The sequence below is a fragment of the Neomelitea salexigens DSM 19753 genome (assembly GCF_000422345.1).
GTDB lineage: Bacteria > Pseudomonadota > Gammaproteobacteria > Pseudomonadales > Spongiibacteraceae > Spongiibacter > Spongiibacter marinus_A.
Genome location: NZ_AULP01000004.1, coordinates 199,551 through 220,976 on the forward strand (window position 1 = coordinate 199,551; position 21,426 = coordinate 220,976).

The 21,426-nt window shown below is 56.3% G+C and carries 19 protein-coding genes; 1 reads left to right on the forward strand and 18 read right to left on the reverse strand.

Going from position 1 to position 21,426, the window contains the following annotated elements:
* Window positions 1–16: 16 nt before the first annotated feature.
* Window positions 17–634, forward strand: coding sequence for a TetR/AcrR family transcriptional regulator (locus H573_RS17605; protein WP_051171140.1), 618 nt, complete (start codon window positions 17–19; stop codon window positions 632–634).
* Here H573_RS17605 and H573_RS0108595 read toward each other — a convergent pair.
* From H573_RS0108595 to leuB, 18 genes are all read right to left on the reverse strand, one after another.
* Window positions 622–1,152, reverse strand: a complete 531-nt coding sequence (locus H573_RS0108595) for a mechanosensitive ion channel family protein (protein ID WP_027873901.1) — start codon at window positions 1,150–1,152, stop codon at window positions 622–624. The genes H573_RS17605 and H573_RS0108595 overlap by 13 nt on opposite strands.
* Window positions 1,145–3,115: a transglutaminase TgpA family protein gene (locus H573_RS0108600; protein ID WP_027873902.1), complete on the reverse strand. Its 1,971-nt coding sequence runs from the start codon at window positions 3,113–3,115 to the stop codon at window positions 1,145–1,147. Before H573_RS0108600 ends, H573_RS0108595 begins: the two co-directional genes overlap by 8 nt.
* Window positions 3,112–4,080: a DUF58 domain-containing protein gene (locus tag H573_RS0108605; protein WP_027873903.1), complete on the reverse strand. Its 969-nt coding sequence runs from the start codon at window positions 4,078–4,080 to the stop codon at window positions 3,112–3,114. The genes H573_RS0108600 and H573_RS0108605 overlap by 4 nt, the downstream gene beginning before the upstream one ends.
* 2 nt (window positions 4,081–4,082) lie before the next feature.
* Window positions 4,083–5,009, reverse strand: coding sequence for an AAA family ATPase (locus H573_RS0108610; RefSeq protein WP_036256167.1), 927 nt, complete (start codon window positions 5,007–5,009; stop codon window positions 4,083–4,085).
* Complete coding sequence (locus H573_RS0108615) at window positions 4,999–6,210, reverse strand: O-succinylhomoserine sulfhydrylase (protein WP_027873905.1); 1,212 nt, start codon at window positions 6,208–6,210, stop codon at window positions 4,999–5,001. The genes H573_RS0108610 and H573_RS0108615 overlap by 11 nt, the downstream gene beginning before the upstream one ends.
* Window positions 6,211–6,222: 12 nt before the next feature.
* On the reverse strand, window positions 6,223–7,743 hold the full coding sequence (gene purF / locus H573_RS0108620; protein ID WP_027873906.1) for an amidophosphoribosyltransferase: 1,521 nt from the start codon (window positions 7,741–7,743) through the stop codon (window positions 6,223–6,225).
* Window positions 7,744–7,776: 33 nt separating this feature from the next.
* A complete protein-coding gene (locus tag H573_RS0108625) occupies window positions 7,777–8,298 on the reverse strand; it encodes a CvpA family protein (protein ID WP_051171142.1) in 522 nt (173 codons plus the stop codon).
* Window positions 8,299–8,364: 66 nt separating this feature from the next.
* Window positions 8,365–9,027, reverse strand: coding sequence for an SPOR domain-containing protein (locus tag H573_RS18980; protein ID WP_084497995.1), 663 nt, complete (start codon window positions 9,025–9,027; stop codon window positions 8,365–8,367).
* Window positions 9,027–10,319 carry a bifunctional tetrahydrofolate synthase/dihydrofolate synthase gene (gene folC / locus H573_RS0108635; RefSeq protein ID WP_027873909.1) on the reverse strand — a complete coding sequence of 431 codons (1,293 nt, stop codon included), beginning with the start codon at window positions 10,317–10,319 and terminating at the stop codon, window positions 9,027–9,029. The genes H573_RS18980 and folC overlap by 1 nt, the downstream gene beginning before the upstream one ends.
* 16 nt (window positions 10,320–10,335) lie before the next feature.
* Window positions 10,336–11,208 carry an acetyl-CoA carboxylase, carboxyltransferase subunit beta gene (accD, locus tag H573_RS0108640; RefSeq protein WP_027873910.1) on the reverse strand — a complete coding sequence of 291 codons (873 nt, stop codon included), beginning with the start codon at window positions 11,206–11,208 and terminating at the stop codon, window positions 10,336–10,338.
* Between the two features lie 49 nt (window positions 11,209–11,257).
* Window positions 11,258–12,079 carry a tryptophan synthase subunit alpha gene (trpA, locus tag H573_RS0108645; RefSeq protein WP_027873911.1) on the reverse strand — a complete coding sequence of 274 codons (822 nt, stop codon included), beginning with the start codon at window positions 12,077–12,079 and terminating at the stop codon, window positions 11,258–11,260.
* A 12-nt stretch (window positions 12,080–12,091) separates the two neighbouring features.
* Complete coding sequence (gene trpB, locus H573_RS0108650; protein ID WP_027873912.1) at window positions 12,092–13,315, reverse strand: tryptophan synthase subunit beta; 1,224 nt, start codon at window positions 13,313–13,315, stop codon at window positions 12,092–12,094.
* Window positions 13,316–13,951, reverse strand: a complete 636-nt coding sequence (locus H573_RS0108655) for a phosphoribosylanthranilate isomerase (protein WP_027873913.1) — start codon at window positions 13,949–13,951, stop codon at window positions 13,316–13,318. It abuts the gene before it with no gap.
* 43 nt (window positions 13,952–13,994) lie between these two features.
* Window positions 13,995–14,882, reverse strand: coding sequence for a tRNA pseudouridine(38-40) synthase TruA (gene truA, locus H573_RS0108660; RefSeq protein WP_027873914.1), 888 nt, complete (start codon window positions 14,880–14,882; stop codon window positions 13,995–13,997).
* A gap of 2 nt (window positions 14,883–14,884) precedes the next feature.
* The gene (locus H573_RS18985; RefSeq protein ID WP_027873915.1) at window positions 14,885–18,013 is read right to left on the reverse strand and encodes a FimV/HubP family polar landmark protein; all 3,129 of its coding nucleotides are present in this window, start codon (window positions 18,011–18,013) and stop codon (window positions 14,885–14,887) included.
* Window positions 18,014–18,161: 148 nt separating this feature from the next.
* A complete protein-coding gene (locus H573_RS0108670) occupies window positions 18,162–19,127 on the reverse strand; it encodes an Asd/ArgC dimerization domain-containing protein (RefSeq protein ID WP_027873916.1) in 966 nt (321 codons plus the stop codon).
* Window positions 19,127–20,242 (reverse strand): aspartate-semialdehyde dehydrogenase, encoded by a 1,116-nt coding sequence (gene asd, locus H573_RS0108675; protein ID WP_027873917.1) that lies wholly within the window; start codon window positions 20,240–20,242, stop codon window positions 19,127–19,129. The genes H573_RS0108670 and asd overlap by 1 nt, the downstream gene beginning before the upstream one ends.
* 86 nt (window positions 20,243–20,328) lie before the next feature.
* On the reverse strand, window positions 20,329–21,396 hold the full coding sequence (gene leuB, locus H573_RS0108680; RefSeq protein WP_036256176.1) for a 3-isopropylmalate dehydrogenase: 1,068 nt from the start codon (window positions 21,394–21,396) through the stop codon (window positions 20,329–20,331).
* Window positions 21,397–21,426 lie beyond the last annotated feature (30 nt).

Here is a 21,426-nt window from a genome sequence, read left to right on the forward strand (position 1 = left end):
AAGTAAGGCCTAAGAAGTGAGTCAAGAGAAAAATCGCGGTCGTAGTAAGAGCGAGGAAAAACGCCGCTTAATCATTGATGCGGCAGGCGACCTATTTATGGAGCAAGGCTATGAAAATGCCAGCATGGACGGTATCGCCAAGCTCGCGGGCGTCTCTAAGCAGACGCTCTACAGCCATTTTGGCGGCAAAGAGCAACTATTTAGCGCCGCGATTGAATGCAAATGCGAGGAGTACCAACTCGACTCCAGCCTGAGCAACACCGACAACAACTACCGAGACAGCCTGCAGGAATTTTGCGAGCAGCTTGCCCGCCTACTGGTAAGCCCTGAGGCCTTGCAGGTTTTCCGTGTATGTGTGGCAGAGGCTGACCGCACAGAGGTCGGCAACTTGTTTTGGCAGGCAGGCCCTGAAAAAATCCGCAATCAACTGCACGTTTTTTTGAATAAACAATGTCAGTTGGGCAATTTGGTTATTCCCAATATCGACCAAGCCTGCAGCCAATTGATTGCCATGCTCCACGGTGAGGCTCATGCCTGCGCTCTACTCGGCATGCCCTGCGATGAAAGCAACAGAGACCTGTCGAATTACAGCCGCGCCTGCGTTGATATGTTTCTCTGCCGCTACGAGGCCTGATCGTCCTCTTTCAATGTCTTCGGCGGCGCTACCCACCCCGGCGGTAATTTAATCACCGGCTTCTGCAATAGCGCGCTATTCGGGTAGGTGATCGTGCCGCCGTCGTCGCGCCGAATCAGCACATGGAACGAGGCAATTTCCACTATCTCGCCGGAAATATCTTCATCGGCATCAACCACCTTTACTCGGTCGCCAACCCGGTACGGGAAGGCAAAGAAGATAATCACCCCCGCCGTTAAATGACTCAGAATCGACCACTGAGCAAACAGGGCAATACCAATTACTGCGAGCACAGAACTGAGGAAGATATATACCTGGTGATACCCCAGGCCCAGCACGAAACACGCCGCCAATATAGAGAGAAGCACCATAGAAAAGTTGAGTAGCTTGCGCAGCGCAAACACTCGGCGGCTCGCTATCGAGCGCCGCTCAGCAAAGTCGTCCACCAGTCGATTAAGGGCTCTATTGAAATAAATAAGGGCCACAACCACAGCAATGGCCAACAGTGCCTTAAGCATTTGCTATTTCCTTCTCACTGAGTTTTTTCGGGCGCTTTAATGCCCGCAACTGGGATAACGCGTCACTGTCCCGGCGGTACTGACAGCGCTCAAAGGCGCTGCTCAGCGCGGCAAACCACGGCGCCCACTCCGGTGCTTGCTCACCGACCCGCCGAGAAAAAGCAGCAACCGTTTCCCCTGGCTCACGCCGCAGGCCCGTTCGCCGAGCAAGTCGCCGACACGCCGTATGATAATAACGCAATGCTGGCTCGCGGCGAGACGCACGCCAGGCGGGTTTGAACATCATTAATGCCACAAGTGCCATCGGCAATGCACCAAATATCAATAGACCCACCAACATGCGCTTAACACTGATCCCACCCATCAGCGACGACAGCACACCACTCTGACGCTCGCTATCGTAATTCAGCACCCAATTTGCCCACGCGTAGTTCACGCTATCCAAGTACAGCCGTATGTCGCGCGCCCAGTCGAAGCGCCGCAAAGACAGCGGTGATTTACCGAGAAAGCCCTGTTGCGTACTCAGCAGAGAATCTGCACCCAATGCAACACGATCCGGCGCCACCGTCGATGTCGGATCAATTCGCTGCCAGCCTCGCGCTGGTAACCATACTTCGGCCCAGGCGTGGGCATCACTCTGGTGAACCAATAAATAGTTGTCGGTGGTATTGACCTCGCCACCTTGATAGCCCACTACCAGTCTTGACGGCACACCGGCGGCGCGCATCAAGAATACAAAGCTACCGGCGTAATGCTCGCAAAAGCCCTGCCGACTCTCAAAAAGGAACTCGTCGACATTATTCCGTCCCAATAACGCTGGCTTAAGCGTATATTCAAACGGGCTGTTACTGAAATACCGCAAGGCGGCAGCGACGCGATCAGCGGGGTCCGGATATTGTCGCGCCCACTGCAACGCCAGTTCCCGAGCCCTGGGGCTATCGTTCCCGGGCAGCCGCAGGTTTCGCTGCAATACGCGATTACTGGCCTCGGTTCGCGGTTGCATCAGCACAGAGTCCACGGTGTACTGAAGGCGCCCCGTCAGCGGCGCTTTTGGCAACCACTGATAGGCGCCAGCGTATCGGATATCCTCCCGGTTTACCCGCGCGACTGGCAAGCTGTAAAGCCACTCATGGGCACCCGGCTCCAGCGTGACCACGTAGCGCTGTCTCTCCCCTTGTAAAGGCGGTGGTGGTGGCGTTGTCAGTCGCCCCATGCGGTTAACCGTCCAGCGCTGGGAATCGTAATTTTCCAGCACCAATCCGCGCCAATAGCGCTGCGACGGGGGAGGCAATTGACCGCCCTCAAAGCGCACACGAAAGGCTAATGCAGCGTTTTGACTCAGCTCCGCAATATCCCCAAAACGCAGCTCATCCGACATACCGGTCTGGGCCTTTGCGCTCGGCAAAGGCATGGACCACAGCGGGCCAATGCGCGGAAACACCAAAAACAGGAAAAGCATTAGCGGTAATGCCTGAATCAACATCAACGCTGAAAGGCGTACACTCGCGGCAACAGCGGGCTTTTCTCGATACAACATTTGCTGGGCGGCAAGTATGGCCAGCAGTTGCAAAACGGCAACAGGCACCGCGTTGATTTGCTGCTCGAAAAGAAAGCGGCAAGCAACAACAAAATAGCACAGCAGCAGTACCAACCAGTGATCGCGGCGCTGCTTCAGCTCCAGGACTTTGAGAATGACGGCCAGTACCAGTGTCGCCACCATTGGCTCTAGTGCCAACCACTGGCGATATTGTAAGTAAATGCCTGCGACAGAGAACACCACCAACGCCACCTTCACCAGTGCCGACGGAAAGCTCCAGGCGGCTGTCACGATGCGCCAATACCACCACGCCACCGCCCCCCAGACCAAGACCATCCAAACAGGTATGGTTGGCGCCAAGGGCGCAATCGCGGCGAGCTGCGCCAGCAGCAGCCACATAACAGCGGGGGCAGAAGTCCTGGTCACCGGCCTGCCTCTGCGGGATAAATGGCCAGTTCGCGCAACACCGCAGCGAGATGGGCAGGCCCCTGGCCCGCCGAAATATCAGCGGTCGGTAAATGCAGGGAAAACGGCAACTCTCGGCGGTCACATTCCAGCGCCCAGGCACACAGGGTGCTCAACCGGTCCTCCACTGCCAATTCGGGCAAACTCTCCCAATCCAGCGATAAGTCATCGGCCCTGCTCTCTTCGTAGCGCTTGCTAAACAAGCCCTGCCCTTTGGCATATGCCTTCCAAAAAATGCGTCGCGGCGACTCACCCGGCTGATATCGTTCGAAGCCACTGAACTCGTCGCTGTCACTGCGCATATCGAACACCTCTCCGTGCCCATCACCGCGCGCGCTGCTCATAAGTGGCCGCAGCGCTTTCGGGCGCGGGTACACCAAGCAGTGCCAGTCCAGAGCCGGCATTGCCCAGCAACGAATCACACCCAATGGGTAGTCGGAGCGAATTTGCATGCGGCCGGGATAGAGCCGTCCGCGGCGCGGTGCCGGACAGGGCACCCTAATTTCAACGCCCTCGCCTTTAGCTAGCTCGCTCACCTGCTTGCGCTGCTGGGGGAAACCAACCTGCAACTGGAAGCGCGGGCGTTGCTGGCTGTTGATATGAACGTGAAAATGCGCGGTATCACCGGCGAAAACCGGCTCACAGGCACCCGCCCGAATCTGCAAGCCCGACAAATTGGTATAGGTGTGCAGAATCACCACTAAGAACAAGCTGAACAGCAGGAATGCCAGCGCAAAAATAAGGTTATTTTGGTAGTTAATGGCCAGCAGTAGCAAGCTGGATAGCATCAATAAAAAACCGAGACCCGCTGAGGATGGGAAAATGAAGATCTTATTTTGACTCAGCACCCACTCGTTGCGCCGGGGGTTTCGCTTATCCAGCCACGCTTCGAAGCGTCGCTGAATTGCCGAGCGCAATGCTGACATGGTTAGGCCAGTACCGAGACCCGCTCGAGCATCTTTGCAACCAGCTCGGCGCCATCGGCATTGCTATCAGCTGCAGGCTGCAAACGGTGCGCCGCCACCGGCTCTAACACAGCCTGCACATCGTCGGGCAGCAGGTAGTCCCGACCCTCGAGCAAGGCCCACGCCTTGGCACACTGCAGCAGGGCGAGACCAGCGCGCGTCGAGAGACCAAAGGCTATTTCGGCATCCTGACGGCTAAAAGCGATGAGGCGCTGAATGTAGCTGACAACGCTACTGCGCACCTCCACTCGTTTTACCAATTCCTGCAAACGCTGTATTTGCGCGTCATCGAGGCAACTTGGGAGCGTCGTCAGCATCTCTCTAGGGTCACCACCCTCCAGTAGCTGTCGCTCGGAGCGCTCGTCGGGATAGCCGAGAGAAATACGCATTAAGAAGCGGTCCAGCTGGGACTCGGGCAGCGGAAAAGTGCCCGACTGGAACCATGGGTTCTGCGTTGCAATAACGAAAAAGGGTTTCGGCAACGACCGCGTTTCACCTTCGGTGGTCACCCTGCCCTCTGCCATCGCTTCCAACAGCGCACTCTGGGTTTTGGGGCTCGCCCGGTTGATCTCATCAACGAGCAAAAACTGAGTGAATACCGGGCCGGGGTGGAAGTGAAAGGCGTTACTATTGCGGTCAAATACCGACACGCCAAGGATATCCGAAGGCAGCATGTCACTGGTGAATTGCACCCTGCGGTAAGCCAAACCGGTCACCGCCGCAAAGGCCTGGGAAAGGGTCGTTTTGCCGACACCGGGTAAATCTTCGACCAGCAGGTGCCCACCGGCAAGCAAACAACACATGGCCTGCTGTATCTGCCGATCCTTACCCAGCAGGACTTTCCCAATCTCTGCGCGCGCGGCGCTCAGTTGCTCCAGTTCAGACGGCATCTAGCCCTCTCTGCAAATCAGCCTTGAGATCGGAGAGCTCTTCCAAGCCCACGGCAAGACGAATTAAATTGTCACTGATACCACTCTCAGCGCGCTGCGCGTCACTGAGACGGCCATGAGTGGTGGTCGCTGGATGAACAATCGTGGTCTTTGCATCACCCAAATTGGCGGTGATTGACACCAAGCGGGTAGCATCGATAAAGCGCCAGGCGGCATCGCGCTGCCCTCTCACGGTGAAAGACAATACACCACCAAAGGCTTTTTGTTGCTGCGCCGCAAGTTTGTGCCCCGGGTGCGAAGGCAAACCGGCATAATAGACCGTTTCAATCTTATCTTGCTGCGCTAACCATTGCGCCAGTGCCAGCGCACTCGCACTGTGCGCCATCATACGCAGACGCAATGTTTCCAGGCCCTTTAAAAATACCCAGGCATTGAAAGGGCTCATTGTGGGGCCGGCGGTGCGGATAAACCCGAGGATCTCATCCATATGTTCGCGGCGCCCAACCACAGCGCCACCTACGCATCGTCCCTGGCCATCGAGATATTTGGTCGCCGAATGCACAACGATATCTGCGCCCAGAGCCAAGGGCTGCTGTAGCGCAGGGGTGCAGAAACAGTTGTCGACCACCAGCAAACTGTCGCTCGCTTTTGCAAGCGCTGACATCGCCGCAATATCGGCGACTTCGGCCAAGGGGTTGGAGGGCGACTCCAGAAACAGCAGGCGAGTCTGTGGGCGAATCGCATCGCGCCACGCGTCCATATCCAGCGGCGAAACAAAGCTGGTTTCAACGCCAAGTTTGGCCATGTACTTGCTCAGCAAGTTGGTAGTGGTGCCAAACACACTGCGCGAGCAAACGATGTGATCGCCGGCTTTTAACAGTGCGATACAGGTGCTGAGAATTGCTGCCATGCCCGACGAGGTCGCCACAGCCGCCTCACCACCTTCTAGCGCGGCAATACGCTCTTCAAATGTGCGAACGGTGGGATTGGTATAGCGGGAGTAGACATTGCCGGGCTGCTCACCGGAAAAGCGCGCAGCGGCTTCCGCCGCAGAGGCAAACACGTAGCTGGACGTGGTAAAAATAGGCTCGGCGTGCTCACCTTCAACGGTGCGGCGCTGCCCCGCCCTGACAGCCAGGGTATCCAACTCGCACTCAGCGAGCACATCGAGGCGCTGCTGTTGGTAATCCGGTTCTGTCATAGTTGGCGCTCCCTACGACACATCGTTGTGTAAGCCTACCAGGGCACCATCGCCCACCGCCGCGTTACGCGCAGTTTGCTTACTGTCGTTGCGATCGGCAGCCAATTTATCCAGATAGGCCTGGTCGACATCGCCCGTGACGTAATTGCCGTCGAATACTGCGCAGTCAAAGGCGTCGATGTTGGGGTTGCCCTCTGCGGAACACTCCACTAGGTCATCCAGATCTTGATACAGCAGCCAGTCTGCCCCTATTTCCTTTTCGATCTCTTCGACACTGCGATCATTGGCGATCAGCTCTTGCGCCGATGGCATATCAATACCGTAGACATTGGGGTAACGAACCGGTGGCGCAGCCGAGGCAAAATACACCTTGCGCGCACCCGCATCTCTGGCCATTTCAATAATTTGCTGGCAGGTGGTACCACGCACAATGGAGTCGTCTACCAGCATCACGTTCTTACCTTTGAATTCCAGGCCAATGGCGTTGAGCTTCTGTTTAACCGACTTCTTGCGCGCGCTCTGGCCCGGCATGATGAACGTACGACCGATATAGCGGTTCTTCACCAAGCCTTCACGGAATTTAACGCCAAGAACCGAGGCCATGGACTGGGCAGCGATACGGCTGGAGTCCGGAATGGGTACGACAACATCAATATCGTGATCCGGGCGCTCGCGCAGAACCTTCTCGGCCAGGCGCTCACCCTGACGAAGGCGCGACTTGTACACCGATACGCCATCCATGATGGAGTCGGGTCGGGCAAAGTATACGTGCTCAAAGATACAGGGGCGGCAATGCGTCTCCGCCGCGCATTGGCGAACGGTGATCTCGCCCGCATGACTTATATAGACCGCTTCGCCCGGCGCAACATCGGCCACCAGCTGAAAACCCAGCGCATCCAGAGCCACGCTTTCCGACGCGAGCATGTACTCCTTGCCCTGTGCGGTTTCACGCACGCCGTAAACCAGGGGGCGAATGCCGTTGGGGTCGCGAAAGCCAACAACGCCGTAGTTTGCGATCATTGCCACTACCGCATAGCCACCACGGCAGCGTTTATGTACGCCCGCGACCGCAGCAAAAATATCGTCGTCGCTGGGCACCAGTTTGCCCAACTTTTGCAGCTCGTGAGCAAAGACATTCAGCAAAACCTCCGAGTCTGACTCCGTATTCAAGTGGCGGAGATCCGACTGGAATAACTCTTGCGAAAGTTGCTCAGAGTTGGTCAGGTTACCGTTGTGGGCCAGGCTAATGCCGTAGGGTGAATTCACGTAAAACGGCTGTGCCAGCGCCGGGCTTGAACTGCCCGCTGTTGGGTAGCGCACATGGGCAATCCCCATGGTGCCCACCAGGCGCTGCATATGCCGCGTGTGGAAAACATCTCGCACCAGGCCATTGCCCTTGCGTTGGTTCAGGCGGCCATCCTGGCAAGTAACGATGCCCGCAGCGTCCTGGCCACGATGCTGGAGTACAGTCAGGGCATCATAGAGATCCTGATTGACGTTGCGTTTGGCGACGATGCCAGCGATACCACACATGCAGCCTTACCTCGTTGTTGCATATTGGTTAAATTAGCGGTGAGCATCCCACAATGAGGACACCCAGCCGACGAGATCGTGAAAACTTTGTTCAGACCAGTCTCTCATCAATAGAAACTCAGGAATCAGCGTCGACTCCTGCCACCATTGGTCGTTTTCAATGCCGGTAAGTAATGACGGCAGCAGCACCAGGGCCGCAAGCACCACAATCATTCCTCTGGTGGTGCCAAAAATCATGCCCAACAACCGATCGGTGCCGCTCAAACCACTGCGTTTAACGACTTCGGCAATCAGGTGAGTCGCCAGGCTCCCCAGTACCAGCGCCCCCGTGAACAACAGCACGTAAGCGAGAATATCGCGCAGGTACGGCTTATCGACCAGAGGTGCCAACACCTCGACCATTTGCATGTGGAATGCAACGGCAATAAAAAAGGCGACCGCCCATGACACAAGGGATAGCGCCTCGCGGACAAAGCCGCGCAGTAAGCTGATCAGTGAAGAAACAATGACGACAGCAAGGATGGCCCAATCAGCCCAATTAAAGCTCGTCAGCACCGCGTGCGACTCCAGCGACCCGTGAAGGGGCGAATTCTACCAAGCTGTGCAGCCCAGCCCAAGCGTTTATCCTTCAAAGCGGCTGAGTATCGACTTCAGTGAGAAGCGGCGGTTAATTTCCGCCTGCAAGGCCTCGGCGCGCTCGCGGCTCAGAGCCGGCCCGACAAGCACCCGATAAAGCGTTCTATCGCCGCGCTTCAAAGGCTCGCTGTAGGCTTTGTAGCCGCCCTTGCGCAGGCGCTGCACAAGGTTATCAGCGTTACTTTGCTGGCCAAAACTGCCACATTGAATCACCCAGGCAACAGGCAAGCCGCGTGCTTCCTTACTGGGTTCAGCGGGCGGTGTTTTGCTGACGGTTGGCGCGGCTGGCTTGGCGGCCGGTGCAGTTGGTGCAGGTCGGCTACCGATCGCTACTTTCTTTTTAGCGACTTGGTTTTGCGATACCGGCGGCCGCTCTGGCAGCGCCGCTGCCGCTTTTACGCCATCGCCACTGTAGCGACCATCGCTGGGCTCGAGCACTTGCTGCGGCTCAACGATCGGCGCCAACGCCGAGGGGATATCTTTGGGCTTCTGGGGCTCTTGGACTTCTGGGGCCTCAATACGCGGCGCTGGCGGGATTTGAGTGCTGCGATCCAATTTGTACTCGGCGGGTCCCGTAAAGAGTAGCGACCAAAGTATCACGCCACCACAAAGCAAGACCAAGGTTCCAACTAATCGCTGTCTCATCATTAGTGCAAAGTCTCAACAAAAGCGGTAGCAGGCATTGCCTGCATAACCGCCGAAACGGTAAAAAATGAGCCGAAGACGACCAAGCAGTCCCTCTCACACAACGTCGCCCGGATCGCGGGCAAGGTGCTGGCAACATCACCAACAGTATGTACTGCAGCGCTTTCAACACCTTCATCTAACAAGTGACGCGCCAACACAGCTGGCGCCATCGCTCGCACTACGCCAGGTAGTTCTGGCAGATACCACTGATCAATGTAGGGGCTTAATTCCCTCAAGCTCCCCGCTATTTTTTTATCTTCCATCACCGCCAGCACAGCTGTGCATTTGCCACTGTTGGGCATGTCGGCCAACTGCTTGGCCAACCGCGACAGGGCCGCTGGGTTGTGGGCAACATCAAGCAGCAAACCATGCTCACGCAAGGGAAGTACCTCCCCACGGGCAGCGATTTGAACCTGCGCCAAGCCCTCTCGAATCGCCGTTTCACTGACTGGTAGTTCAAACAGACAAACAGCTTGCAGGACTGCCGCCGCGTTGTCCAACATCACCGGCGGTAGCGGTAGTGACTGCAACGAGCGCTCAGAGCCATCTCGCCGCTGCCCCCGCCAATGCCAGCAATCTGCGCCCTCTTCGAAGGAAAACTCACTGCCCCGAGCATAGAGCGGCGCATCAAGTTGCTGCGCAATATCGACGACCGCCGCACTGCTGCGAGGATCACCGAAGATCAACGGCGTGTTCGCCCTGGCAATGCCGGCTTTCTCGCGAGCAATGGTTTCTCTGTCATTACCCAGCCATGCCTCGTGATCGAGATCCACAGAACTGATCAAGGCGAGGTCGGCATCGACAATATTGACGGCATCCAAGCGCCCTCCTAAGCCAACCTCAAGAATCAGGACATCAAGCTGAGCATCGGAGAAAAGCTGCAGCGCAGCCAGGGTGCCAAATTCAAAGAAGCTCAGCGGCATTGAGCCGCGAGCCCGATCGACTTTATCGAAAACTCGTACAAGGGCGGCATCTGCCACCTCTTCGCCATCAATACGAACCCGCTCGTTGTAGCGCAGTATATGCGGTGAGGTATAGGCCCCTACTCGGTACCCTTCTGCTTCCAAAATTGCCGACAACACTGCCACACAGGAGCCTTTGCCGTTGGTACCAGCAACGGTGATCACAGGCATGGTCAGCGCGAGATTCATTTCCTGAAAGACCGCTGAGACACGGTCTAGGCCGAGGTCGATCTGGCGAGGGTGCTGCGCCTCCATCCATTGCAACCAATCTTGCAATTGCACAAACCGCATGGGGCGCTTACCTTGTCTAGTTTTGGTAGAAAGTGAGGTTACCCAGCACTCTGGCAAGGGTATCGCGCATATCTGCACGACGAACAATCATATCTATGGCGCCATGCTCCAGCAAAAACTCGCTGCGCTGGAAGCCTGGCGGGAGTTTTTGACGAATGGTCTGCTCGATGATGTTCGGTCCAGCAAACCCAGCGCGAGCACCAGGCTCTGCCACATTGATGTCGCCAAGCAGCGCCAAACTGGCGGAGACGCCGCCATAAATCGGATCGGTCATTACCGAGATATAGGGCACGCCATTTTGCTTGAGGCGCTCAAGTACGGCACTGGTCTTCGCCATTTGCATTAAAGAAATCAGTGCTTCCTGCATGCGCGCTCCGCCAGATGCGGAAAAGCACACCAACGGACGACGCTCTTGCAGGGCGATATTCGCAGCCTGGGTGAATTTCTCCCCCACTGCCGAGCCCATCGAGCCGCCGTGGAAATTAAACTCGAAGGCCACCGTCACGACAGGTACGTCTTTAACTGTGCCTTTGTAGGCGATGAGAGCATCTTTTTCGCCCGTGCTTTTTTGTGCCGCAGCGAGGCGGTCTTTGTACTTTTTCTTGTCTTTGAATTTCAGGCGGTCAACAGGCTCGATGCCGCTGAGAATCTCTTCGCGACCCTGCTCGTCCAAAAACAGTGCAATCCGACGTCGGGCCCCAATGCGCATATGGTGGTCGCACTTCGGACATACATCCTGATTTTCTTCAAGCTCAGGCCGGTATAACACCGCCTCACATTTTACGCACTTCTTCCACAGCCCTTCTGGAACAACACCACCCGACTTCCGTTTTTCCGAAGGATCTGAACGGCGCACCCCTGAGGGCAGAATTTTATCAACCCAGCTCATTGTTATTTCCTGTCTGTTATCTGCTTTTAGTTTTTACTGTGGCGCCGCTTCAAGCGTCGGCTACCGCATCAATGGCTTTGCGAATATCGGCGATCAGTGACACCGCCTCCGCTATTTGTTTGTCAGTATCTGCAGCGTTATCCCATTTGGCAAGACGGTCTACCAGTGCACTACCGACCACAACGCCCTCACACAAAGGCGCAATCGCCGACGCAGACTCACCGTCTTTGATACCGAAACCAACGGTTACCGGCAGGTCGCTATGCTGGCGAATGCGCTGCATTTGTTCACGCACACTGTCTATGTCCAAGTGACCCGCGCCGGTGACGCCCTTTAACGACACGCAATACAGGTAACCACTCGCCAAAGCGGCCACTTTCGCAACGCGCTGATCACTACTCGTTGGCGCCAGCAAAAAGATGTTATCCATACCGGCGTCACGCAACAATCGACTGGTTTCCCCGGCTTCTTCAGGGGGCATGTCGACGGTGAGCAGCCCATCGACGCCTGCCTGCTTGGCGCGCTCAGCAAAATGCGAGTAGCCCATGTGCTCAACCGGGTTGGTGTAGCCCATCAACACCACTGGGGTATCCGCGTTGGTTTGGCGAAACTCGGCCACCATGTCCAATACTTGGGAGAGCGACACATGATGTTCCAACGCGCGCTCGTGAGCCAGCTGAATGGTTGGCCCCTCAGCCATGGGGTCTGAAAATGGCACCCCCAGCTCAATAATGTCTGCACCGCTGTCGACCAGCGCATGCATCAGCGAGACCGTATGCTTCGGCGCAGGATCACCCGCAACAATATACGGCACCAGGGCTTTAGCACCGCGCTCGGCAAGTTGTTCAAATACTTTCGCTAGACGACTCAATGTCCTTCCCCGTCAATCAATTCCAATACCGTCAATGCCGGCTACCGTATGAATATCCTTGTCTCCGCGCCCGGATAAATTCACAACAATGCTTTGATCTGGGCGCATTGTTGCGGCCAACTTCTCCGCGTAAGCGATGGCGTGGCTGGACTCTAGTGCAGGCATAATACCTTCAACCAGGGTGAGCTTACGGAAGGCATCAAGCGCTTCATCGTCATTAATCGCCACGTAGTTAACACGGCCAATGTCTTTCAACCATGAATGCTCGGGGCCAACACCGGGGTAATCCAAACCCGCTGATACCGAGTGCGTATGAATAATCTGTCCCGCCTCATCCTGCATCAGATAGGTGCGGTTGCCGTGTAATACCCCGGGGGTACCATCGCTGAGCGGCGCGGCGTGCTCACCGGTGGCAACACCGTGCCCACCCGCCTCTACACCGTACATTGCCACGGATTCATCATCGAGGAAGGGGTGGAACAAACCAATCGCATTCGAGCCACCGCCGACACAGGCCACCAGGGCATCGGGTAGTTTGCCCGTCTGCTCCAGGTGTTGCTCACGCGCTTCGCGACCAATTACCGATTGGAAATCACGAACCAGCATCGGATAGGGATGCGGACCAGCCGCCGTACCGATAATGTAGAAAGTATCATCTACATTGGTAACCCAGTCGCGCATCGCTTCGTTCATCGCATCTTTGAGCGTGCGTGAACCCGATTTAACCGAGATCACTTCGGCACCGAGTAATTTCATCCGATATACATTCAGCGCCTGCCGACGAATATCCTCTTCGCCCATAAAGACCTGGCATTCCATACCCAGTCGGGCCGCAACGGTCGCCGAGGCAACACCGTGCTGGCCGGCGCCAGTTTCAGCAATCACGCGCTTTTTGCCCATGTACTTTGCGAGCAGGGCCTGCCCGATAGTGTTGTTAACTTTGTGAGCCCCGGTGTGGTTTAGGTCCTCACGTTTCAGGTAGATTTGCGCCCCGCCTACTTCGCGAGACCAGCGCTCAGCGTGATACAGCGGCGATGGTCGGCCTACGTAGTAGGCAAGATCGCGATCAAACTCTGCCCGAAACTCAGGGTCCTGGCTCAAGCGCTGGTAATTCTCAGCAAGTTCATCCAAGGCGAAAATCAGCGTTTCCGACACAAATCGGCCACCATAAGGGCCAAAATGCCCCTCCGCGTTGGGGAACTGGCTAAAATCAACGTGTTCGTGCTGCTTACTCACTCAATACTCCCGTCGGTCTGCTTCTGCGACCGCTTGAAAAAACTGCCGAATACGCCCGGCGCACTTAACACCGGGCGCACTTTCCACTCCGCCACTGACATCCACTGCCCAAGGACGACAACTCGCAATCGCCGCGCCGACATTTTCACTGTTCAAGCCACCGGCTAACAACAGCGGAAATGCCCTTTGCTCCGGAATCTTTTGCCAGTCGAAGACCTCGCCCGTGCCACCTGGAACACCCGGCTTGTAGCTGTCGAGCAGAATGGCCCGGGCGCCGCTGTAACTTGAGGCAACACCACTCACGTCCATCCCTTCTCGCATTCGCAGTGCACGCATATAGGGATGTTCCAGCGATTCGCAGAACTCAGGCGACTCATTGCCATGAAACTGCACAAGGTCGAGTGGGCATGCGGCCAAGGTATCTCGCAATACCTCGATCGGTGCGTCGACAAACAAACCAACGCTAGTAACAAAGGCGGGCAGTTGCGCAATGATGTCAGCAGCCTGTTCAGGGCTCACTGACCGCGGACTCTTTTCATAAAAAACAAAGCCCAGCGCGTCCGCACCGGCGTTGACTGCGGCTTGCGCATCTTCCAGCCGGCGAATGCCACAAATTTTTACGCGGGTTCGAAACACTCAGATTCAGCCAAGCTATTAAAGGCTGGAAATACTAGCAAATTTACGGCCTGTCTGCCGCAAATTCAGCACCGAATGAGCGGATAAATTCCGGCCCTGGCGATAGCTGTGGGAGATCAAACTCGGAAGGGTAATTCACATCTACAAGATACAGGCCGTGGGGTTTAGCCGTGACGCCCCCTTGACTGCGATCTCGACTGGCAAGCACTTGTGCGGTCCAACCAGCGGGCTGCGCCCCACTTCCTACCGCCACCAGGACACCGGCGATATTGCGCACCATGTGGTGAAGAAAGGCATTGCCCTGAATATCTATCACCACGTAACGGCCATGACGGCTCACGTTGACGTAATGAATATTGCGCATCGGGCTCTGGGACTGGCAAGACGCCGCGCGAAAAGCGCTAAAATCCTGTTCACCCACTAACACTTGCGCCTCTCGATGCATCAAGGCTTCGTCCAGTGGCACATCGATATGGGTAACGCCGCCCACTAAGTGCGCTGAACGCCGCAGCTGATTCAAAATAACATAGCGATAACGGCGTGCAGTTGCGGAGAAACGGGCATGAAAATCACCGGCTACAGGGCGCACCCAGCGCACGGCGATATCCTTGGGAAGCAAGGCATTACAGCCCGCGTGCCACGCCTTTACACTGCGCCCCACCGGGGCATCGAAATGAACGACTTGATGACTGGCGTGAACGCCTGCATCGGTCCTACCCGCACAAATCAAGGTTACCGGGCTAGCCGCAACGGAAGACAGGGCCGACTCCAACGCGTCTTGAATGGTTGCAACCTTTGGCTTGTCCTGGCTCTGCCAACCCCGATAGGCGCCACCTTGATATTCCAGCGCCATAGCTATGCGCGTTCCTTCAGGTAGCGTTTCGGTATCGGCGCGCTCGAATGCTTGCGGCTCGAAACTAGGCGTGCTCAATGTTACTTCAACTGCTCCATTAATGCCTGGGCTGCCGCTTTCTGTTCGTCGCTACCCGCCTCCAGCACTTCATTAATAATATCCCGGGCACCGTCTTCGTCGCCCATGTCGATAAACGCGCGGGCGAGATCCAGCTTGTTCGCAATATCATCACTGTCTGACAACTCAGGCATGTCCTCCTCGGCCGAATCAGCAGAGAATTCATCAAAAACCAAGTCATCCAAATTCAGCGCACCGACCTCGTCGGCGTCACCCTGAGCTTCGTCGAGCGCCACGCCATCGGTTGACGTTAGCGGCTCCTGATCAGCATCGGCATCGGCGGCATCGACCAAGGCTTCAATGGCCTGGTCCTCGGTATCCGCGCCCGCATCCTCGGCCAGTGACAAACCCTCTACCTCGGCATCCAGGTCCGCCAATGCGGCGTCGAGATCATCCAGATCAGACAACTCCTCAGCCGCCACCTCCGGTTGGGGCTCGCTATCATCAGTGCTCAATATTGACTCACCGAGATCGCTGTCTTCTAAACTAAAGTCAAAGTCGCTGAGGTCTGCCCCTAGATCATCACCTTCAACAATAGTGTCGCTCTCTGCAACAGCGTCATCGCCAACGGATAACTCTCTCAGGTCTAGATCAGACTCACCAAGCTCTTCCAAGGCATTAAAGCTACCGTCGTCTAACTCAAGGTCGCTACCTTCTGTCGCTAATGCGTCCAATGCCAACTCGTCACCACCATCGACGTCGAGGCTATCATCGGAACCAAAATCAAAGTCCTCGAGCCCTCCCAAAACCGGCTCGTCGACTGCCGCTTCGCTGCCAGCGCTGGAATCATCACCCAGAGAGAGCTCCTCAGCACCAGCTGCCGAATCCGGATCAGTTTCTGGCATCAGCGTGGCGTCCGCCTCGTCGCCAAGGGCTGGTTCGGCCTCGCTGTCATCATCCTCGCGGTGATCTTCTCCATCCAGGAAGGCCAGCTCTTCATCTAGGTTATCGAGAGACTCCAGCTCTTCGGTCACCGCTGACGTCGGCTCCTCACTCAACCAACCGCTAACACCTTCGATAGCGGACATCGACTCTTTAACACGCGCCAGCGCATCGGCATCGCCGTGCATCTCTAGCTGCTGATAGGCCTCGAGGAATGCCTCTCGGTCGCGCGTATCCAGATAGATATCAAGCAACTTAACACGCAGCTCAGTGTTTTCCGGCTCATTGGCGATAGCGCTCTTCAGTAAGCTCGCCGCCTGATCGTAACGACCATAAGCCACATAAATTTCAGCCTCTGAAATCGCGTCGCCGGTCTGCGGCTGAACCGCCTCCTCCACCGAATCTTCTGCTGATTCGCTGCTGGGCTGCTCAGAAAAGTCATCATCTAAACTGTCGAAATCGAAATCACCGGCAACCTCTTCGGCCGCGGCGTCAGCCTCAATGCTCGGCTCATCGAACTCATCGGCAGGCGCTAATTCCTCAGCCGCGGGCGCATCCAGGTTATTGAGCGCACCGGCATCGGCGAGTGGTGGCTCGATCTGAGGCTCTGCATCATCGTTGGCGGCAGATCGGCGACGCACCAGTATTAGAAGCAGCAGCAATACCCCCAGCCCTGCCGCTGCGTATTGATATAGCGGTACTAGGTACCACGGCGTCTCGGCTGGCGCTGGCGAGCGCTTCTGTTCAGCAGGCATTGGGGAGACGGACTCTGCGGCTTGGCTCGCTACTTCGGGGGCGTCAGAAGCGGGCTCGCCATCACCGCCCTCTTCATTCGTATTCAGGGCAGTCGCGTCAAGGGCATTGCGCGCCGCCGCAGTAATCTCAGCTTCGCGCTCTTCCAAGGCGCGCTGATCTTCCTCGAGGCTGGCTTCCACCTCGGCAATTTCAGCTGCGATGGCGTTAGCTTCCTCTGCCGCGTCGGCAGAATTGGCCGCCAAGCCAGCCTGCAGCGCGGCAAGCTCGCGGTTTTTCAGTGCAATCAGCTTTTGCAAGGTATCAACTTGCTTCTCCATCTCTCGCACACGGCTCGCCATGGAGGCATTCTCAAGCTGTACTTTCTCAAGCACTTCTTGCTCTTCGACCAGTCGGCGACGCAGCTCATCAACCTCTTCACTGGACGCGGTGTCACCCGCACTACCAATACTGAAGCGCACGTCATCACTGGTCGCGGCATCAACCGGTGCTTGTTCTGCCTTTTTTGTTGCGTCGAGTTGAGGCGCCTTTTGCTCGGACGCAGCACCCGTCTCTGCGGAAACCGCGCTGGAAGTCCGGCGTTGGCGCCAATCTTTCGCTTGCTGCCTAATCGTCTTAAGCGCTGTTTCATGATCGAGTGCGTTAATCTCATCCTCACTGGGGACCTCGAGAACGTAACCCGACTTAACGCGGTTGATATTATTGCCAATGAAGGCCTCGGGATTTTTGCGCAGCAGCGCGATCATGGTTTGTTCGGTTGTTACAAAGGCGCTAGGGCGAAGCTTTGCCGCCACCTGCCACATCGTATCGTGATGTTGCACTCGGTATTGCCCGTCTTGATCACTCGACGGCAACGCGGTCTTTTTTTCTAGCGGCCGCGGCTGCAGGGTTTTTGCCGAATCATCTTGAACTGACGACACCGGAACCGGTGGCGCCACGCTAACGCTACCGCGCGAGCCACCAGGTTCGCGCTCAGTAACCGGGGAAGACGGCTGCGCCCGTGACGGCGAGATATTGGACGCCGGCACCCGTGCAGCCTGGGTAGGGGCAAGATCAGATTCAAAAACAGGCAAATCCAACAGCACCGTGTATTCACGGAGCATACGACCGTTCGGCCAGCGAACTTCTATAATAAAATCTAAATAGGGTTCAACAACGGGCTGGATTGTGGTGACAATAATTCGGCCGCGGCCGTTTTCGCCCACCTCGACAATAAAGTCCAAACTATTGAGAAATTGTGTGCGATCAATGCCTGCATTGTCGAAGGCCGACGCGTCAGCAAGATCAACGCGCAACTGAGCGGCTTCCAAACCCTCGGCCTCGCGCAACGGAATAAAGGCCTTGAACGGCTGGTTCAGCGAAGACGCCAGGGCGATGTCCCCTACCCCAAGTGCACTCACAAAACCACTTTGAATGGCGCCCACCAATACTGCTACACGGGCCAGACTCTTGCTCATATTTCCACCGTCTCGTTGCTGCACCGCGTCTGTCAATCTCGAAACGAGGCGCAGCGCGGCGTGAATATCGAATAGCTTCGCAGTGTGGACCGCAAACTACAGGCGTTGTTATCTAGAATTATTCTTCGATAGTAAGCGTAAATATTAGCTATGTGTCGGTTTTTATCAAGATTTTAAGCGCTTCAATAATGTTAAGTGCGGCACCTTTACGCAAATTGTCTGCCACAATCGTCGCGCGCAAAACACGTTCGTCGCGACGATCGACAGCCCACTCAGCAATATCTATCGTTTCACTACCCTGCAGACCCGCCGGACTCGCCAGTGCTTCCGCGCTGCCATCACGCAAGCGGAACCCGTCGCTTGCCAGCAACTGCTCACGCCATTGCGCGGCAGCCACGGCGTCACGAAACTCCGCTCGCAGCAACGTGCAATGGCCGTAAAACACCGGCGCCAACACAGCCTGACAGTGAACCTGCGCGATTTCACCCCGCTCCTGTGTCAACAGGGTAGCCAGATTGTGCTCAATATCTGCACTATTATCGGCAGTTAGCGGCAAAACATTAAAGGCTATCTGTGCTGGCAGCTGACTGGACTCAAGCGACTGTGCATTCAGCAGGCGCGCCGTTTCTGCCGCGAGGGTCTCAACACCATTGCTGCCCGCACTCGACACGGGTTGCGCGACCGCCAAGTCGATACGCTGCGGTGTCGGCAGCTGCGCAAGCAAAGCGTACACATGGCTACTCACCGCATCGGCAATCGCGACAATTTTTGCCCCATCAGCCAAGTCGCTGCCTGCACAAAATACGGGCACGTCACCGCGCTGAGACAACACATTGGCGGCATCAACGACCACGCAGCCCGCACACTCTGCGGCATCAACCAACTGCGGCAAGGGCTTGCCAGGCATAAATACCGCAACGTCCACAGCGCTGAAATCCACCTCTTCCAGAGGCCGAAAATCCAGCGGACGTCCACGATACATTGCCGGCTCAGCGTCATAAGCAGCAGCGCTGTATAGTCGCAGCGTTGATGGCGCAGCTTCCCACTCACCGAGCGCTTCGAGCAGGTGCTTTCCCTCCAGGCTATCGGCGGCAAAAATGGCATAGTGGGTCATTAGGCAATATCACCTCGGATAATGCGCAACATCCGGCGCAAAGGCTCAGCAGCGCCCCACAGCAATTGATCGCCAACCGTGAAAGCTGAGAGGTATTGCTCGCCCATATTCAGTTTTCGCAAACGGCCAACGGGTACGCCCAATGTACCGGTCACCGCCGTTGGGGTCAGCCGCTCAAGTGTTGCATTGCGCTCGTTGGGAACCACATCGACCCAGTCATTGGCGCTAGCAAGGATGGACTCAATGTCATCCATTGGTACATTTTTGTTCAACTTGATGGTTAATGCCTGGCTGTGGCAGCGCATAGCACCGACGCGCACACAGTTGCCGTCAATCGCAATCGGCGAGTCGTCGCGACCCAGAATTTTGTTTGTCTCAGCCTGACCTTTCCACTCTTCACGGCTTTGACCGTTCTCAAGCTGGGTGTCAATCCAAGGCAACAGGCTGCCGGCCAACGCATGACCAAACTCCTGTGTGGGGAAAGCATCACTGCGCATTGCCTCGGCGACCTTACGATCAATATCCAGGATATTACTGCGTGCATCAGCCAACTCCGGCGCCACCGCGTCGCGAATACTCCCCATCTGCGAGATCAGCTCACGCATATTTTTGGCACCGGCGCCGCTGGCCGCCTGGTAGGTTTGCGCACTCACCCACTCAACCATGCCCTCGCGGAACAGACCGCCAACGGCCATGAGCATCAAACTTACCGTGCAGTTGCCGCCAATGTAGTTTTTAACGCCACGCTGCAACCCCTGCTTAACCACATCGAGGTTAACCGGATCCAGTACGATGATGGCGTCATCGCTCATACGCAGTGATGATGCCGCATCAATCCAGTAGCCTTGCCAACCGCTGGCGCGCAAATCGGCGAATACCGCCTTCGTGTAATCACCACCCTGACAGGAAATAATGGCGTCCATGGCAGCGAGTTCAGTGATGTCGTGCGCATCCTTCAAGGGCGCGATATCGCGACCGATGTCCGGGCCCTGCCCACCGACATTTGAGGTGGTAAAAAATTGTGGTTCGATACCGTCAAAGTCGTTTTCTTCGAGCATGCGACCCATCAATACTGAGCCGACCATGCCTCTCCAACCAACAAAACCTACTTTCATTACTCATTCCTCCTTTCCTACATGGCGACCAGCCAACTCACTGGCGGGTGCCCCATTAGCCGCCGCAAGCGGCCAACGATGAGTGTTTACACTTCTGATAAAGCGGCCAAAACGGCATCGCCCATCTGCGCTGTACCAACTTTCTGGCAGCCTTCAGAGTAGATATCTGCGGTACGCAGCCCTTTATCCAATACACGGCTTACCGCGTCTTCAATGCACTGCGCAGCATCGGGCTCAGACAGGGAGTAGCGCAACATCATTGCCACCGACAGAATGGTCGCCAGCGGATTCGCAATACCCTGCCCGGCGATATCGGGCGCACTGCCGTGGCAGGGCTCATACATGCCGCGGCCATTCACATCCAGTGACGCCGAGGGCAGCATGCCAATTGACCCGGTCAACATCGCTGCGGCGTCAGAGAGAATATCACCAAACATATTGCCGGTAACGACAACGTCAAATTGCTTCGGCGCACGCACCAACTGCATGGCGGCGTTATCCACATACATATGACTGAGCTCGACGTCCGGATAATCTTTTGCCATCTCGTCGACGACTTCACGCCACAGCATGGTCACTTCCAGCACGTTGGCCTTGTCGACACTGCACAGACGACCTCCGCGTTTTTGCGCCAACTCAAAGGCCACCTTGGCGATCCGGCGGATTTGCGACTCGTTGTAAACGTAAGTGTTGTAGCCTTCGCGCTCACCATTTTCGAGCTCGCGAATGCCGCGTGGTTGGCCAAAGTAAATACCGCCAGTCAACTCGCGCACAATTAATATATCCAAACCGGCAACCAGTTCCGGCTTTAACGAAGACGCATCGGCTAACTGCGGATAAAGAATGGCAGGACGCAAATTGCCAAACAAATCCAAGCGCTTGCGAATCTCTAGCAGACCACCCTTTTCTGGACGCTCTGCGGGGGGCAACTGATCCCACTTTGGCCCACCTACAGCACCCAGCAAAATGGCGTCAGCAGCCTGGCATTTCTCGAAGGTTTCATCCGGCAGTGCCTTGCCTACCGCGTCGATAGCGGCGCCGCCAAGCAGCGCATCGTCTAGCGACAAATTGAGTTGGTGAGAGTTATTGATCGCTTCCAAGACCTTGCGGGCTTCGGCCATAATTTCCGGGCCGATACCATCACCGGCCAACATCAATACTTTGCGAGCAGTTTGTTCAGACAC

Bases quoted from the DNA above. Each gene is read 5' to 3' on its own strand.
- H573_RS0108595 (WP_027873901.1), bottom strand. From the start codon at position 1,152: ATGCTTAAGGCACTGTTGGCCATTGCTGTGGTTGTGGCCCTTATTTAT.
- H573_RS0108605 (WP_027873903.1), bottom strand. From the start codon at position 4,080: ATGTCAGCATTGCGCTCGGCAATTCAGCGACGCTTCGAAGCGTGGCTG.
- H573_RS0108610 (WP_036256167.1), bottom strand. From the start codon at position 5,009: ATGCCGTCTGAACTGGAGCAACTGAGCGCCGCGCGCGCAGAGATTGGG.
- H573_RS0108615 (WP_027873905.1), bottom strand. From the start codon at position 6,210: ATGACAGAACCGGATTACCAACAGCAGCGCCTCGATGTGCTCGCTGAG.
- purF (WP_027873906.1), bottom strand. From the start codon at position 7,743: ATGTGTGGTATCGCTGGCATCGTCGCCAAACGCAACGTCAATCAGGAT.
- H573_RS18980 (WP_084497995.1), bottom strand. From the start codon at position 9,027: ATGATGAGACAGCGATTAGTTGGAACCTTGGTCTTGCTTTGTGGTGGC.
- folC (WP_027873909.1), bottom strand. From the start codon at position 10,319: ATGCGGTTTGTGCAATTGCAAGATTGGTTGCAATGGATGGAGGCGCAG.
- accD (WP_027873910.1), bottom strand. From the start codon at position 11,208: ATGAGCTGGGTTGATAAAATTCTGCCCTCAGGGGTGCGCCGTTCAGAT.
- H573_RS18985 (WP_027873915.1), bottom strand. From the start codon at position 18,013: ATGAGCAAGAGTCTGGCCCGTGTAGCAGTATTGGTGGGCGCCATTCAA.
- H573_RS0108670 (WP_027873916.1), bottom strand. From the start codon at position 19,127: ATGACCCACTATGCCATTTTTGCCGCCGATAGCCTGGAGGGAAAGCAC.
- asd (WP_027873917.1), bottom strand. From the start codon at position 20,242: ATGAAAGTAGGTTTTGTTGGTTGGAGAGGCATGGTCGGCTCAGTATTG.
- leuB (WP_036256176.1), bottom strand. From the start codon at position 21,396: ATGTTGGCCGGTGATGGTATCGGCCCGGAAATTATGGCCGAAGCCCGC.